The following is a 13,519-nucleotide window of genomic DNA, read 5'->3' on the forward strand; positions in this document are numbered from 1 at the left end:
GGATTCGGTCTCAGCTTAATCAATCGGCGGCAGCGGCCACCGGCCCGCAGGCTCCTCCCATGCTCTCCAGCTTCCGCGGCCTCCCGCGCACCGTCTGGACCGTGTTCGCCGGCACCGTGATCAATCGCCTCGGGTACATGGTCACCCCCTTCCTGGTCTTCTTCCTCTCCTCGCGCGGGGTCACCGGCAGCGAGACGGCGTACGTCCTCGGCGCCCTGGGCGCGGGCAACCTGATCGGCCCGGCCGTGGGCGGCCTGCTCGCGGACCGCGTCGGACGGCGCCCGGCGATGCTGACCGGGCTGCTCGGCTCGGCGGTCGCGCAGGGCGCCCTGTTCGTGGCACCGGGCGTGCCGACCATGGCGGCGGCGGCACTGCTGATCAGCGCGGCCGGCGGGATGGTGGGCCCGGCGTCGTTCGCGCTGATGGCCGACACCGTCGAGGCGGAGGGCCGGCAGCGGGCGTACGCGCTGCTGGGCTGGGGCGTGAACATCGGCACGGCGGTCGCGGGCGTGCTCGGCGGGCTGCTGGCGGCGCGCGGGTACTGGCTGCTGTTCGCCGTGGACGCCACGACGATGGTCGTGTACGCGGTGGTGGTCGCGACCCGGCTGCGGGAGCCGGCCCGGCCGGCGGCCGGCGCACGTGGGAGCGGGTCCTCCGGCGGGGTCGGCTACGCGGTGGTGCTGCGGGACCGGCTGCTGCTCGGTCTGCTCGGTGTCTTCGGCGTCCAGCTGTTCGTGTACTCCCTCACCGAGGTGGCGCTGCCGATGGCCGTCCACGACAGCGGCCTGTCCCCGGCCGTCTACGGCGCGATGGCCGCGGTGAACGCCGTCCTGGTGGTCCTGCTGCAGCCGTACGCCACGGCCCGACTGGCGCACCTGCCGCAGCTCCGGGTGCAGTGCGCGGGCAGCGTGCTGATCGCGGTGGGCGTGGCCCTGACGGGCGTCGCCGACGGCATCGCCGGGTACGCCTTGTCGGTGGTGGTGTGGTCCCTCGGCGAGGTGGTGGTCGCGGGCATCGCGGCCGCGGCGGTGGCCAACCTGGCGCCGGCGCACGCCCGGGGCCGGTACCAGGGGGCGTTCGGCTGGGTCTGGGGCACGGCCCGGTTCGCGGCCCTGACCCTGGGCGTCACCGTGTACACGGGGCTCGGCGCGGCGGTGCTGTGGTGGACGGCCCTGGCGGCCGGCCTGTTCTGCTCGGCGGCGACCCTGGCGCTGGCCGGACGGGTGGCCAGGCGGACGGAGCACGAACTGGCGGCATGAGCGGCCCCCGGCCCGACAGGGGTGGGCCGGGGGTGGCCGAGCCGTCCGGGTGCGCCCGGAGTGCGCACCCGGACGGCCGGCGGTACGCATGGAGCACCATGGGAAATCTGTCCTGCAGATACGTCTGCTACCTCGCCGGCACTCCCGACCAGGTCTGGTACGCGCTGACCGATGCCGACCTGACGGCCGCCTACTGGGGCCACGCCAACGTCTCCGACTGGCGGCCGGGCTCCCCGTGGGAGCACCGGCGTACGGACGGCTCGGGCATCGCCGATGTCGTCGGCACCGTCCTGGAGAGCGTGCCGCCCACCCGTCTGGTCTCCACCTGGGCGCTGCCCGGGGACGCGGCGAGTGCGGCGGACCCGTCCCGGGTGACCTTCGGCATCGAGGCGTGGGAGGACCTCGTCCGGCTCACCGTCACCCACGAGAACCTGGCCGACGAGGCCGAGGTCGCGGAGGCGGCGGCCGGCTGGGCCGCGGTGCTGTGCAATCTGAAGACCCTGCTGGAGACGGGCCGTACGCTGCCGCAGCAGCCGTGGCTCTTCCCCGGGGGCCCGACCGGATGAGATCCGGTACCCGGGGGTCCACTTCCCGGGGGTCCACTTCCCGGGCGTCCACTCCCCCGGGCGTCCACTCGCCTGGGGTTCAGTCGCCCACGCTGAGCACGGCGAGCGTGATGTTGTCGGAGCCGCCGGCCTCGATGGCGGCCCGCCACAGGGCGAAGGCCGCCCGGCCGTCGTCCTCGGCGCCGGTCAGCAGCCGGTCCAGCTCCTCGTCGGGGACCGAGTCGGTGAGCCCGTCGGTGCAGATCAGGCAGCGGTGGCCGGCGGTCAGCGGCATCCCCACCAGATGCGGTGTGACCTGCTGGAACTCAAGGCTGCCGCCGAGCGTCTGGGTGACGATCGACGTGGTCCGCTGGCCCGGCCGGAGAGGCGGGCTGTCGTCGACGCTGACCTGCCGGAGCCCGTCCCGGCAGGTCTCGTAGACCCTGCTGTCGCCCACGTTGAAGGTGAGCAGCGAGTCGGCGAGGACGACGACGCCGGCGACGGTGGTCCCCATCGTCAGCAGGGCCGGATCGCCGTCGGCCGCCGCGTAGACGGCGTCGTTGCAGGCCTCGAGCCCCCGCCGGACCGCGTCCTCGCCGTCCAGGGCCGGGCCGAGCAGGGAGAGGTTGCGGACCACCAGGGCGCTGGCGACCTCCCCGGCGGGCTGCCCGCCGAGGCCGTCGGCGACGGCGACGCACAGCGGGGTGCCGCGGCGGAACACCAGGGTCTGCGGGTTCTCGGTGACGGTGCCGCACAGTGTCCAGGGGCCGATGACCAGGCTGTCCTCGTTGTGCTCACGGACCAGCCCGGCATGGCTCAGCGCGGTCACCGCGACGTACGGCGCCACCACACCCACCTCATCCCACCATTGTGGCGCCGGGGTCAGTCCTCCACCCACTCCACGAGCTGGATCACCACTCCGTTGGGGTCGGTCATCTGGAAGAGGCGCTCGCCCCACGGCTCTTCGCGCAGCGGCATGGTGATGGGCGCGCCCTCGGCCCGCAGCCGGGCCTCCTCGGCCTCCAGACCGGAGACGGTCAGCGCCAGGATCAGCCCGCTCGCGTTCTGGTCCCGCTGCTCGGGCGGGAGGACGTCGGTGCCGCGCCGCAGCAGGATGACGTCGACGGCGTCGTCGTCCCGGGTGAGGGCGACGAAGCCGTCGGTGGCCATGGCAACGCGGTAGCCGACGTGGGTGGTGAGGAAGTCCATGGAGGCGTCCACGTTGGCGACGGTCAGGGACAGGGTGGAAGCGGAAACGTTCACGGCGGCTCCTCGTACGGGTGCGGGTGCGGGTGTCGTGTGACGGGCGGGCTCAGTAGGTGCGGCGCGGCGCGTTGTGCCGTGTGGCGCGGGCGCTGGTCCCGGTGCGGCCGGCACGGGGCAGATCGCGTACGGGGCGGCGCGGGGCCGGGGCCGGCCCGTTGTCGGCGGAGGTTCCGGTGAACGCGGCGGCGAGGCGGATGCCGAGGTCGGTGCCGATGGTGCTGTTGAGGGTGGTGCCGACGGTGCCGTTGTTTCGCATAGGCAAGTTCTCTCTTCCCTTCAGCCGAACTTTACGACGGACGTAACTTTACGCACGGCCCGTCGAGGGGGTCAAGCGTAATTTTGCTATCGATGTAAGATTCGCCCATGGCCACCGAGAACATGGGACTCCGCGAGTCCAAGAAGCAGGAGACCAGGCAGCTGATCTCCGACCAGGCGACCCGGCTCTTCATCGAGCAGGGCTTCGAGCAGACGACCATCGCCGAGATCGCCGCTGCGGCCCGGGTCGCCAAGAAGACGGTCACCAACTACTTCGCCCGCAAGGAGGACCTGGCCCTCGACCACCACGAGGCGTTCACCGCGAGCCTGGCCCGCGCGGTGGCCGACCGGGCCGACGGCGAATCGCCGCTCGCCGCGCTCCGGCGGGAGTTCACCACCGCGCTGGACCGGTGCGATCCCGTCGCGGGCTTCACCGGCCCCGAATTCGCCCGCATGGTCGCGGACAGCCCGACCCTGACGGCCCGGCTCCGCGAACTCCACGACCAGCGGGAGGAAGTCCTCGCCGAGACCCTGGCCGCCACCGCCCCGTCCACACTTCCGTCCACGCTTCCGGCCCCGGCCCCGGCCCCGACCGGCTCCGGAGCGGGAGACGACGTTCCCGACTTCGCCTCCCGGGCGGTGGCCGCCCTCCTCGGCGCGGGCCACCGCCTCCTCTTCCGGCGCATCCAGGAACTCACCCTGGCGGGCCGTTCGAACGACGAGATCGCCACGATCCTGCGCCCCGAAGCCGACGGGGTCTTCGGTCTCCTCGCCGACTCCCTCGGCGAGGGCGGCGCGAGCGGCGAAGCCCCGTAGGGAGACCGCCCGTAGGGAGAACGCCCGTAGGAGTGATCACCGGTGCGCCTGCGTGAACGCCCAAGGTCCCTCCGCCCAGGATGCGCCCATGATCACTTCCACACCCCTGCTGCGCCGCGCCCTCGTGCCCCTCGTGGCGGCCGTCGCCCTGCTGACCACGGCAGGCTCCGCCTCGGCCGCCGCCTGGGAACCGTGCGGCTCGGTCATCACCGCCCCGCTCAACCCGCCGGCCGACCCCGACGACCCCTGCCCCAGCACCGACCCGGTGGTGTGCCGCATCCGCGTGCTCCCGATGGACCAGAAGGTCGAGGCCCAGCGCACCCGGATGAGCTACCACCGGCTGCTGGAGGACATGCACCAGACCGAGGCCGACATGCGTGCGGCGGGGGCCACCGACGAGGAGATCGCCAGGGAGCTCGTCGACATGCGCAACCAGGCCAAGGAGATCACCCGTGCCGGCATGACCCCGGAGGAGGTCCGCGTCCTGGAGGAGCGCAACCGGGCCAAGTACGGCAACCCCCTCGGCCCCACCGCCGACCAGCTCTACGCCAAGTACGGCACCTGGCAGCAGGTCATCGACGCCTCCATGCGCACCAGTTACGCCGTGGACCGCGAGCTGAGCCTGGAATACCGCCCCTGCCCGGTCACCACCACCGAAACCCCCACCCGGACCGCCGCCTAGCCCCTGCCTGGCCCCTGCCTGGCTCCCGCCCGGTCCCCGCCACGGGCCCGGACGGCGCACGCGGTCCGGGCCCCGGTCACCCGACAGGCGTGGAAGGGTGCTCAGCCCGGGAGTTCGCCGGCGGCCTTCTCGATCAGGTCGACGACCTGGCCCGGCCGGGAGGCCAGGGAGGCGTGGGAGGCGTCGAGTTCGACGATCGCCCGGGGGTCCATCCGCTGCGCCATGCGGCGCTCGTTGTCGGGGTGGATCATCCGGTCCTGGGTGGAGACCTGGTACCAGCTCGGCTTCTTCCTCCAGGCCGGCGCGGTCACGGTGTCCCCGAACGTCGAACCCAGCGGTGCCTTCTGGGTGACGGCCATCACCAGGGCCTCGTCGGCGGACAGGTCCTGGCAGAAGCTCTCCCGGAACCTGTCCTGCCTGATCCACAGGTAGCCGTCGGAGTCGGGTGCGATGTTGTCGAAGGCCGCGGGCGGCATCTCCTGGCTGATCTGCCCCGGGCTCTCGCCCGCGTCCGGGGCGAAGGCGGCGACGTAGACCAGCCCGGCCACATTGGGCAGGTCGCCGGCTTCGGTGATCACCGCGCCGCCGTAGGAGTGGCCGACGAGCAGGACCGGCCCGTCGATCTGCCGGACCATCCTGCGCGTCCGCTCGGCGTCGTCGGCGAGCGAGGTCAGCGGGTTCTCCACCGCGTGCAGCCGGCCGAAACCGCGCCGGTGCAGCTCGACGATGACGTTCGACCAGTGGGCGGCTCCGCCCCAGAAACCGTGGACCAGGACGATCGAGGGCTTGTCTGCCATGAGCGTGGACCGTTCTTCGAGGGGTGTGCTGTCTCGGGATCCCCCGGGTCTCTCCCCGCGCCCACGCTAGGCGTCCGCTGCGCGCGCCCGGCCACGGCCCACACACCGTGTCCCCCGATCGGCCGTCCTCCCGTCCGGCCCGGTGCGTCAATTCGCGCCGACCGCGTACCGGTAGGACACCCGGATGATCTGCCAGACCGTCTCCAGCTCCGCCGCCGTCCTGGGCCCGTAGACGAGCGTGACCGCCTGGACGGGGTGGTGCACGCCCCAGCCCGTGGCGATGACCTCGGCCTCGACCTCCGGCGGGAGCGTGAGGTGCAGCGAGCCGTCGTGGTGGGGATGGATGTGGGCCCACTCCCGGCCGCGCTGGAAGGCCTCGGCCGGGCCCGAGCCGACGCCCTCGGGCAGGAACAGCGCACGGGCGTGCGGCACGGAGACGAGCGTGGGGGACATGTACACGAAGGGCAGCGCCCGCATCCGTTCCCACAGTTCCTCCTGCAGCATGATCGGGGCGATCTGGGAGGCCTGGCCGTGCGGGGCGGGGCCGAAGACCTTCGGGGCGGCGCCGTCCCGGGGAGTCAGGGTGAGCATGGCGGTGGTCCTTTCCGGCCGGTGAGCCGGCCAGGCGCGGAGGGGCGACGGAGTACGGAACGTGGTGCTGCGGTGCTGTGGTGCTTCGGTGCGAGTGCGTCAGGCGTTCGTCTGCGCGGCGAGCCGGTCGAGCACGTGGAGGAGACCGGTGACGACCTCGGAGTCATCGGCGGGGTCGGTGGTGGCGAAGCGGGTGACGGATCCGGGGATGGAGAGCCGGGCGTCGTCGAGGACGATGCCGCCGGCGATCTCGGCGGCCTTGCGGGCCTCGTCCTGGGCCCAGATCCCTCCGTAGCTGCCGAAGGCGGTGCCGACGACCGCCACCGGCTTGTCCGTGATCGCCCCGGCCCCGTACGGCCGGGACAGCCAGTCGATCGCGTTCTTCAGCACGGCGGGGATGGTGCCGTTGTACTCGGGTGAGACGAGCAGGAGCGCGTCCGCCCGGGACACCGCGTCCCGCAGGGCCGTCGCCGCCTCCGGAGCGTCGCCCTCGACGTCGATGTCCTCGTTGTAGAAGGGGATCCCGGCGAGGCCCCCGTATATCTCGACGGAGATGTGGCCGGGCGCGTGCTTGACGGCCGCCTCGGCCAACCCGCGGTTGTGCGAGCCGGCCCGGAGGCTGCCGACGAGGGCGAGGACGCGGACGTTCATGGTCGGACTCCTTGCTGGGGGCCCCGGAGGGCGAGGGCCCCGGAGGGGGCTTCGCGGCGGCTGCCGCGAACCTGGTCCCGACCGTAGGACCGGGTGGCCACGGACCGGATCAGTAAGGTTTCTGGCAGCGGCTACGTATGCCCGCCGGGACCGGGGTGGGCGGCGAGGGGAACGAGCGGCGAGGGGGAGCGGCACATGCTCTACGGACGGCAGTCCGAGGAAGCGGCGCTGGACGCGCTGATCGATGCGGCGCGGGAGGGGCGCGGGGGCGCGCTCGTCCTGCGGGGGGAGGCGGGCATAGGCAAGTCCGCCCTGCTGGACCGCATCGGGTCGGCACCGGCGCACACGGCGCACACGGCGCACACGGCGGACGCTGCGACCACTGCGCACACGCCGCACACGGTGCTGCGGGTGACCGGCTGCGAGGCGGAGCGGGACCTCGTCGGCGCCGCCATGCTCCAACTGCTGTGGCCGGTACAGGGGGTGGTCGCGGAACTGCCCGGGCCGCAGGCGGCGGCGCTGCAGACCGTGCTGGGCGGGACCGCCGTACCGGCCGACCGCTACACGACCGGCCTGGCGCTGCTCACCCTGCTCGCCCGCCTCGCCGAGTCCGGGCCGGTGATCTGCCTGGTCGACGACGCCCAGTGGCTGGACCAGAGCAGCGCCGACGCCCTGCTGTTCGCCGCCCGCCGGATCTCCGCCGAACCGGTGGTGTTCGTCTTCGCCGCCCGGGAGGAGGGCTTCGACGCGCGCGGCCTCCCGGAGCTCTTCCTGCACCGTCTGGACCGGCAGACCGCCACGAGGGTGCTCGACCGGTACGACCTGTCCGCCTCGCGCCGCGAACAGGTGCTGGAGGAGGCCGACGGAAACCCGCTGGCACTCCTGGAGTTCGGCAGGGCCGACCGGACGTCAGGACCCTCCGGCGGGGAGCACGTCACCGAGCGGGTGCTCGCGTCCTTCCGGGCCGGGATCGCCGCGCTTCCGGCCGACGCCCGGCTCCTGCTGCTCACCGCCGCCGCGGACAGCAGCCGGGACCTGGCCTCCGTGCTGGCCGCCGTCGACGCGCTGGGCGGCAGCGGGGCGCCGGCGCTGGAGTCGGCGGAGCGGGCGGGGCTGCTCCGGGTCGAGGGAGGCCGGCCGGTCTTCCGGCACCCGCTGATCCGCGCCGCCGCCTACCGCAGCGCCGCCTCCGTCCAACGGGCACGTGTGCACGGCGAGCTGGCCGGGCTTGCGGCGGACCCCGACGTGCGCGCCCGCCATCTGGCCCTGGCCGCCCTGGGACCGGACCCCGTCGTGGCCGTGGAAGTCGCCCGGGCGGCGGACCGCGCCCGGGACCGTGCCGCTCCGGCCATCGCCTGCGACCTCTACCAGCGGGCCGCGGCCCTCTCCACCTCCGGGCCGGACCGCGGACGTCTGCTGTGCCGTGCGGCGGCCGCGGCGGTGGCCGCGGGGGACCTGCGCCTGGCCGCCGCCCTGGCCGAACGGGCCGCGCCGCTCGCCGGCACCGGGGCGGACCGGGCGGCCGTCGCCGAGGTCCGGGCCGCCGTGGAGTTCGAGCGCGGCGACCAGGCCGCCGCGGCGCGTCTCCTGGTCGCCGGCGCTCCGGAGGCCGACCCCGGGCCGGCGGCGTCGATGCTGCGCACCGCGGCGACGTACGCCTGGTTCTCCGGGGACGCCGGCTCGGTGCGCGCCTGTGCGGAACTCCTGCCCGGCGACCGCACCGTCGCGGGCATGGCCGGGCTGGTGGACGGCGACCACCGGGCGGGCCTGGCCGCGCTCCGCGCGGCCGCCGCCGAGGGCGGACCGGGCATGCGTCCGGTCTACGCCGCGGCCCTGCTCGGTGATGACGACCGGGTGGAGGAACTGGCCACCGCCGAAGTGGCCCGCAGGCGCCGGGCCTGCCTGGTGGGCGGGCTCCCGGAGGCGCTGCAGATGCTGGCCCGGCTACAGGTGATCCAGGGCCGGCACCGCGACGCGGAGGCATCGGTCGCCGAGGCCCGGGCCATCGCCGAGGACTGCGGGATGCCGCAGCGCGTGGGGCGGCTGGACGTGGCCCTCGCCCGGATCGCCGCGATCGAGGGAGACCCGGAGCGCTGTCGGCCGGTGGCCGGCGTGACCGTCGACGGCGGGGTCTCGGCCGCCTGCCTGTCCGGCCTGCTCGACCTGGGCCTGGGCCGCTACGAGGACGCGCTGGTCCGCCTGGAGTCGGCATGGACCCGGCCCGGCCACTACATGACGGTCCTGGTGGGTGCGACCGGCGATCTGGTCGAGGCCGCGGTGCGACTCGGTGTTCCCGAGCGGGCCCGGCACCCGTGGCAGCGCCTGGTGTCCTGGGCGGAGGCCGGGGGGATGCCCTGGGCCCGGGCCGTCGCCCTGCGCTGCGAGGCGCAGCTCACCGGCCGGGAGGAGGCCTTCGCCGAGGCCGGGCTGCTCCACGGGAAGGGCGGGCGCCCCTTCGAGGCCGCCCGCACCCTGCTCGCCCACGGCGAGTGGCTGCGGCGCGCCCGGCGCCAGGCGGAGGCGCGGGCCCGCCTGCACGGCGCCCTGGAGGTCTTCGAGCGCCTGCACGCCACTCCCTGGGCCGACCGCACCCGCGCCGAACTCCGTGCCGCGGGCGAGTCCGCCGTCCCGGCCGTCCCCACCGCCCGCGCGCTCGCCGACCGCCTCACTCCGCAGGAGCTGCAGGTGGTCCGGCTGGCGGCGGAGGGCCGCAGCAGCCGCGAGATCGCCGCGCTGCTCTTCCTCAGCCCGCGCACCGTCGAGCACCACCTCTACAAGGCCTACCCCAAGCTCGGCGTCCGCTCGCGCACCGAACTCGCCCGTCTCGACCTGGACTGAGAAACGCCAGAGGGCCGGACCGCTGATGCGGTCCGGCCCTCTGATCCGGCGGAGGATACGAGATTCGAACTCGTGAGGGGTTGCCCCCAACACGCTTTCCAAGTCTGTTTGCGCAGATGAGGGCCATATCCACCTGCGTTCACCTGCGTTCACGGACGTTCGTTGGCCCCCGAAGATCCGCAGCTTGCACGCTGGTGAACGCCGACGTACGTGGATGAATGAGACGGAAAGTGAGACGGGGCTACTCGGCCGCGGGCAACACAGGGTCTGTCGCGGTGGGCCGGCAGTGCGTGCCCCAGTACTGGGCTTCCTGGATGGCTATGCCCTGAAGTTCGGGGTTCGCGCGGATCTCATCGAGGACCTTCTTGATCGCGTAGTACAGGTAGGCGCCTTGCTCGTCGAGGTCGACGTGCTTCTCGCGCCCCGAGTCGCTTGACAACATGATCGGAATCTCGACGAACACAGACCCGGCGTTGAAATCGGTCACGTGGGCTCCCTGAGGTGTGCTTAGTGGGAGGCACAGGCTAGTGCTCCGGGGCCGTTCTGAGCGTGCCGTCTATGCGTCCTCGTCGCTACGCGGACCTGAGCAGCTGGCGGCCATCATGGGACCGCACATGGGGGGCCGAGTCATCAAGTGCGTCCAGCACGCGGACAGCGAAGACCTCCGCCATCGAATGCTCGACCTCACGAGGAGTGACCCACTCAACTGCCGTCGACTCTGACGAGGTCCGTTCCTCACCGCTGATCGGCCGGCACAGGAAGACCAGGGCGACCACGCCCCGGCTCATGTTCTTGTAGACCCCGGTCAGGCGCTCAACCGAGACGTTGATACCCGTCTCTTCCAGCACCTCTCGGATGACCCCGTCCTCCGGGCGCTCATGCAGTTCCAGCACCCCGCCGGGCGGCTCCCAGGTGCCGTTGTCGGCGCGACGGATTACGAGAACGCGGCCGTCGTCACGTACGACGATGCCCGCGACTGAGACCGAGTGAAGCGGCATCGACGCGCCCTCCGGGTAGCGTTGCTCATATACATGAGTCTAGGAGAAGCAGCAGGACATGAGCCCTACAACTTCCAGGGATTCCGGAAAGCCACGCTACCTACAGATCGCGGACGACCTCGGGCAGCAGATCAAGAACCTGGTCCTGCGGCCCGGTGAGCAGGTTCCCAGCGAGTCTGAGCTGATGGAGCGGTATGGCGTCTCTCAGGGCACCGTGCGCAAGGCGATGACCGAGCTGCGAACCACGGGCCTGATCGTGACGCACCACGGCAAGGGCTCGTACGTCCGGAGTCGGCCGCCGGTCCAGCGGAAGTCTTCCGAGCGCTTCCGGAGGTCGCACCGCACGGCGGGCAAGGCCGCGTACCTGGCCGAAGCCGAGCAGTCGGGCAGCGTTCCGAGCGTTCGAGTGCTCTACGTCGGCCCCATCGAGGCCCCCGACGAAATCGCGGAACGCCTGTCGGTACCGCCGGGCTCGAAGGTCCTTGCCCGCCGCCGGCTCTACTTCAGCGACGGCATCCCGACGGAAGAGGCGACGTCGTACCTTCCCTGGGACATCTCCAAGGACATCCCGGAGCTGTTCCAGGAGAACCCTGGTGGGGGCGGCATCTACGCCCGCCTCGAAGAGCACGGACACGTGCTCGCAGAGTTCGCCGAGACGATCCGTGTACGACTGGCCAGCAAGGCTGAGACGGCAGCGCTCAGTCTCAGCCCCGGATCGCCCATCATCCACCTGACTCGCAACGCTCGTTCGCAGGATGGCCGGATCGTAGAAGTCTGCGACACCCTCATGGCTGCTGACCAGTTCGTTCTCGATTACCGGATCCCAGCTGGAGACTGACGCTCTGGCTGGTTTCTAGCGGCTCCGATACCCCAGCACGGCTAGGCGGGTTGACTCATGTACATGAGTGGGTCCACTCTCTTACTCGTGACTCCTGCACATGAGTACATGTGCATAGGAGCTACGTAGCTGTGCAAAGGGGCCCGGGACAGAGCGGGCCGAGGGCGCATCCCGGACCCTGGTCATTCCGGAGGGCTTAGACCGAAAGGTCACGTCTCCGTACGCCTTCGCCAGACATGGCGGCTCTACCTGACACGGGAGCTGCAGCTCTGAAGGAGACATTCGCACTGCTCAGCCTCTTCGCTCGCTGGAGAGGCCGACTGCCTCCCCCGCCCGTCCCGCGCTTCGGCGCGGTACGGGCGGGGTTGCAGGGAGTCGGAGTTCTTCCTGCTTCACAACGACGCGCAGCCCCGGCGGGCCAACGCCGGGGCTGCTGTTCGGTCCCGTTCCTGTGTGAGAGGAGCAAGACCCAATGAAGACCATCGTTGCTGTTCAGGCGGTTGTTACCGCGGACTGGTTCGACCGTGAGCCGATGGGCGCGGAGCTGGATGCGATCGAGCTGGAGATGCCGGTCATCTCGGCGGAGGTCGACGAGCTCGACGTCAGGATCGCCCTGCTCGACCGTGTGCCGACCGAGCTGGACGAACGGCGCCTGCGCCGGGCCCGTCGGCGGGTGCTGGCCGAGCGCCGGACCCTGGCGGACAAGCTCGCGGCTCACTCGCGTCCGAGGGATGCGGCGTGAGTGGCCCGCCGTTCGGTGGGCTCTGGACGCCGATCGCCCCCGGCCGCGGTGGTGCGGGGGCAGGGCAGTGAGCGGCAAGGCGCGTGTCGCGCTGGTGGCCGCGCTGGTCGGTGTGGTCGGGATGGCGTTCCGGGTGTCCTGGAACGCGTTGAAGGACGTGGCCAAGACGATCGGGGCGGATGAGACCGCCGCGACCCTGTACCCGTTCGTGGTCGACGGGCTGATGGCCCTGGCTCTGGTCGCCGCGCTGGTCCTGACCGGACCCGATCGGCGGTTCGCGCTGCGGGTGCTGGCCTCCTACACGGCCGCCTCGCTGGTGCTGAACTACGTGCACGGACTGCACGGCCGATCGGCCGGCGACTGGAGTCGGCTCGCGGAGTTCGGTCCGGTGAACTGGGCGCTGGTGCTGCTGGCCGCGTCGCTGCCTGTCGGGTCGATCTACTTCGGATCGGATCTGGTCGGCAAGGTCCTCCACCACCGACCCCCCACCGACCCGATTGCGGAGGAATCGGTACAAGAATCGACAAAGCAATCCATTCCTGACCAGCCCGAGGCCCCCGAACCGCCCGCCCTGCCGGCTCCGGCGCCGGAGCTGATCGAGTCGGGCGACCTGCTGATCGGCACGGACGGAAAGCCGGTCGCGGTGCTCGCTGCCGATCGGCCGCGACCGCGTCGGGCGACCGGTCGGATCCCGGCAGCTGCCCGATCGACCCGACCGACCCGCACCCAAGACGAACTGCTCACCGAAGCGCGTGCTCTGACGGAGTCGTGGTCGGCGAAGGAACTGACAGCCGATCGACTCCGCCAGGCCCTCCGCACCTCTCCGGCCAACGGCCGGATGCTCCGGGACACCCTGCGCGCCGAGCGCGAGGACGGCACCGCTGCTGAGGCGGTGACTGCCTGATGGGCGCGATACCCGTCTACACCTGGCGGCTCGCACCGGACGGACTCGCCACCCGCCGGCAATTACGTGCCGCCGGACTTCGCCCGGGTGGCCAGGACGTCGTCGCAGAACTGCAGCGCCCCCGGTACCGGCGCGGCCCCTTGGTCGCCTACCTCTACCGGATCGACCTCGCCAAGCCCGTCCGGCCTATGACGGCCGCCATGCGCGCCGCGCTGGACCGGGCCAACCGTGCCCGGCGGACCTGCCCCACCTGCCGGCGGGACGCCGGATACGTCATCCCCGCCTCGCTCGGCGAATGCGTGCCCTGCGCCTACCCCGAGCCCTGAGAAGGGAGAAC

At 72.2% G+C, this 13,519-nt stretch carries 17 protein-coding genes; 9 read left to right on the plus strand and 8 right to left on the minus strand.

Annotated elements, in window-relative coordinates; genetic code table 11:
* The first annotated feature begins 59 nt into the window (after positions 1–59).
* Both AB0O36_RS10005 and AB0O36_RS10010 read left to right on the plus strand, forming a co-directional pair.
* The gene (locus AB0O36_RS10005) at positions 60–1,259 is read left to right on the plus strand and encodes an MFS transporter (RefSeq protein ID WP_365106711.1); all 1,200 of its coding nucleotides are present in this window, start codon (positions 60–62) and stop codon (positions 1,257–1,259) included.
* Positions 1,260–1,357: 98 nt separating this feature from the next.
* Positions 1,358–1,825, plus strand: coding sequence for an SRPBCC domain-containing protein (locus tag AB0O36_RS10010; RefSeq protein ID WP_365106714.1), 468 nt, complete (start codon positions 1,358–1,360; stop codon positions 1,823–1,825).
* A gap of 79 nt (positions 1,826–1,904) precedes the next feature.
* Here the strand turns inward: AB0O36_RS10010 and AB0O36_RS10015 are convergent, their stop codons facing one another.
* The 3 genes from AB0O36_RS10015 to AB0O36_RS10025 are packed head-to-tail and all read right to left on the minus strand — an operon-like array spanning position 1,905 to position 3,332.
* Positions 1,905–2,654, minus strand: a complete 750-nt coding sequence (locus AB0O36_RS10015) for a protein phosphatase 2C domain-containing protein (RefSeq protein WP_365106717.1) — start codon at positions 2,652–2,654, stop codon at positions 1,905–1,907.
* A gap of 32 nt (positions 2,655–2,686) precedes the next feature.
* Positions 2,687–3,067, minus strand: coding sequence for a VOC family protein (locus AB0O36_RS10020; RefSeq protein WP_365106720.1), 381 nt, complete (start codon positions 3,065–3,067; stop codon positions 2,687–2,689).
* A 49-nt stretch (positions 3,068–3,116) separates the two neighbouring features.
* Positions 3,117–3,332 carry a hypothetical protein gene (locus AB0O36_RS10025; protein WP_365106722.1) on the minus strand — a complete coding sequence of 72 codons (216 nt, stop codon included), beginning with the start codon at positions 3,330–3,332 and terminating at the stop codon, positions 3,117–3,119.
* 101 nt (positions 3,333–3,433) lie between these two features.
* Here AB0O36_RS10025 and AB0O36_RS10030 point away from each other — a divergent pair, with 101 nt between their 5' ends.
* Both AB0O36_RS10030 and AB0O36_RS10035 read left to right on the plus strand, forming a co-directional pair.
* On the plus strand, positions 3,434–4,141 hold the full coding sequence (locus tag AB0O36_RS10030; RefSeq protein WP_365106724.1) for a TetR/AcrR family transcriptional regulator: 708 nt from the start codon (positions 3,434–3,436) through the stop codon (positions 4,139–4,141).
* An 88-nt stretch (positions 4,142–4,229) separates the two neighbouring features.
* Complete coding sequence (locus tag AB0O36_RS10035) at positions 4,230–4,823, plus strand: hypothetical protein (protein WP_365106727.1); 594 nt, start codon at positions 4,230–4,232, stop codon at positions 4,821–4,823.
* A gap of 101 nt (positions 4,824–4,924) precedes the next feature.
* Here AB0O36_RS10035 and AB0O36_RS10040 read toward each other — a convergent pair whose 3' ends face one another.
* The 3 genes from AB0O36_RS10040 to AB0O36_RS10050 all read right to left on the minus strand — a co-directional run bounded on the left by AB0O36_RS10040 (position 4,925) and on the right by AB0O36_RS10050 (position 6,862).
* Positions 4,925–5,620, minus strand: coding sequence for an alpha/beta hydrolase (locus AB0O36_RS10040; RefSeq protein ID WP_365106728.1), 696 nt, complete (start codon positions 5,618–5,620; stop codon positions 4,925–4,927).
* Between the two features lie 147 nt (positions 5,621–5,767).
* Positions 5,768–6,211, minus strand: coding sequence for a luciferase family protein (locus AB0O36_RS10045; RefSeq protein WP_365106731.1), 444 nt, complete (start codon positions 6,209–6,211; stop codon positions 5,768–5,770).
* 99 nt (positions 6,212–6,310) lie between these two features.
* A complete protein-coding gene (locus tag AB0O36_RS10050; RefSeq protein ID WP_365106733.1) occupies positions 6,311–6,862 on the minus strand; it encodes an NADPH-dependent FMN reductase in 552 nt (183 codons plus the stop codon).
* A gap of 195 nt (positions 6,863–7,057) precedes the next feature.
* On the opposite strand from AB0O36_RS10050, the gene AB0O36_RS10055 reads away from it, so the two are divergent.
* The gene (locus tag AB0O36_RS10055; protein WP_365106736.1) at positions 7,058–9,700 is read left to right on the plus strand and encodes a LuxR family transcriptional regulator; all 2,643 of its coding nucleotides are present in this window, start codon (positions 7,058–7,060) and stop codon (positions 9,698–9,700) included.
* Positions 9,701–9,941: 241 nt separating this feature from the next.
* Here AB0O36_RS10055 and AB0O36_RS10060 read toward each other — a convergent pair whose 3' ends face one another.
* On the minus strand, positions 9,942–10,187 hold the full coding sequence (locus AB0O36_RS10060; RefSeq protein WP_365106739.1) for a hypothetical protein: 246 nt from the start codon (positions 10,185–10,187) through the stop codon (positions 9,942–9,944).
* Between the two features lie 85 nt (positions 10,188–10,272).
* A complete protein-coding gene (locus AB0O36_RS10065) occupies positions 10,273–10,698 on the minus strand; it encodes an NUDIX domain-containing protein (RefSeq protein ID WP_365106742.1) in 426 nt (141 codons plus the stop codon).
* A gap of 58 nt (positions 10,699–10,756) precedes the next feature.
* On the opposite strand from AB0O36_RS10065, the gene AB0O36_RS10070 reads away from it, so the two are divergent.
* The 4 genes from AB0O36_RS10070 (at position 10,757) to AB0O36_RS10085 (ending at position 13,508) form a co-directional block, all read left to right on the plus strand.
* Positions 10,757–11,536 carry a GntR family transcriptional regulator gene (locus AB0O36_RS10070; protein ID WP_365106745.1) on the plus strand — a complete coding sequence of 260 codons (780 nt, stop codon included), beginning with the start codon at positions 10,757–10,759 and terminating at the stop codon, positions 11,534–11,536.
* A gap of 472 nt (positions 11,537–12,008) precedes the next feature.
* Positions 12,009–12,278, plus strand: a complete 270-nt coding sequence (locus AB0O36_RS10075) for a DUF6284 family protein (protein WP_365106748.1) — start codon at positions 12,009–12,011, stop codon at positions 12,276–12,278.
* A 67-nt stretch (positions 12,279–12,345) separates the two neighbouring features.
* A complete protein-coding gene (locus AB0O36_RS10080; RefSeq protein ID WP_365106751.1) occupies positions 12,346–13,182 on the plus strand; it encodes a DUF2637 domain-containing protein in 837 nt (278 codons plus the stop codon).
* Positions 13,182–13,508, plus strand: coding sequence for an RRQRL motif-containing zinc-binding protein (locus AB0O36_RS10085; RefSeq protein ID WP_365106754.1), 327 nt, complete (start codon positions 13,182–13,184; stop codon positions 13,506–13,508). Before AB0O36_RS10080 ends, AB0O36_RS10085 begins: the two co-directional genes overlap by 1 nt.
* The last annotated feature ends 11 nt before the right edge of the window (positions 13,509–13,519 follow it).

The sequence above is a fragment of the Streptomyces sp. NPDC089799 genome (assembly GCF_040684755.1).
GTDB lineage: Bacteria > Actinomycetota > Actinomycetes > Streptomycetales > Streptomycetaceae > Streptomyces.

What these genes read in the sequence shown, in the direction of transcription:
- AB0O36_RS10035 (WP_365106727.1), top strand. Translation starts at nt 4,230, where the DNA reads ATGATCACTTCCACACCCCTGCTGCGCCGCGCCCTCGTGCCCCTCGTG.
- AB0O36_RS10055 (WP_365106736.1), top strand. Translation starts at nt 7,058, where the DNA reads ATGCTCTACGGACGGCAGTCCGAGGAAGCGGCGCTGGACGCGCTGATC.
- AB0O36_RS10030 (WP_365106724.1), top strand. Translation starts at nt 3,434, where the DNA reads ATGGCCACCGAGAACATGGGACTCCGCGAGTCCAAGAAGCAGGAGACC.
- AB0O36_RS10040 (WP_365106728.1), bottom strand. Translation starts at nt 5,620, where the DNA reads ATGGCAGACAAGCCCTCGATCGTCCTGGTCCACGGTTTCTGGGGCGGA.
- AB0O36_RS10045 (WP_365106731.1), bottom strand. Translation starts at nt 6,211, where the DNA reads ATGCTCACCCTGACTCCCCGGGACGGCGCCGCCCCGAAGGTCTTCGGC.
- AB0O36_RS10085 (WP_365106754.1), top strand. Translation starts at nt 13,182, where the DNA reads ATGGGCGCGATACCCGTCTACACCTGGCGGCTCGCACCGGACGGACTC.
- AB0O36_RS10005 (WP_365106711.1), top strand. Translation starts at nt 60, where the DNA reads ATGCTCTCCAGCTTCCGCGGCCTCCCGCGCACCGTCTGGACCGTGTTC.
- AB0O36_RS10075 (WP_365106748.1), top strand. Translation starts at nt 12,009, where the DNA reads ATGAAGACCATCGTTGCTGTTCAGGCGGTTGTTACCGCGGACTGGTTC.
- AB0O36_RS10070 (WP_365106745.1), top strand. Translation starts at nt 10,757, where the DNA reads ATGAGCCCTACAACTTCCAGGGATTCCGGAAAGCCACGCTACCTACAG.
- AB0O36_RS10050 (WP_365106733.1), bottom strand. Translation starts at nt 6,862, where the DNA reads ATGAACGTCCGCGTCCTCGCCCTCGTCGGCAGCCTCCGGGCCGGCTCG.
- AB0O36_RS10065 (WP_365106742.1), bottom strand. Translation starts at nt 10,698, where the DNA reads ATGCCGCTTCACTCGGTCTCAGTCGCGGGCATCGTCGTACGTGACGAC.
- AB0O36_RS10010 (WP_365106714.1), top strand. Translation starts at nt 1,358, where the DNA reads ATGGGAAATCTGTCCTGCAGATACGTCTGCTACCTCGCCGGCACTCCC.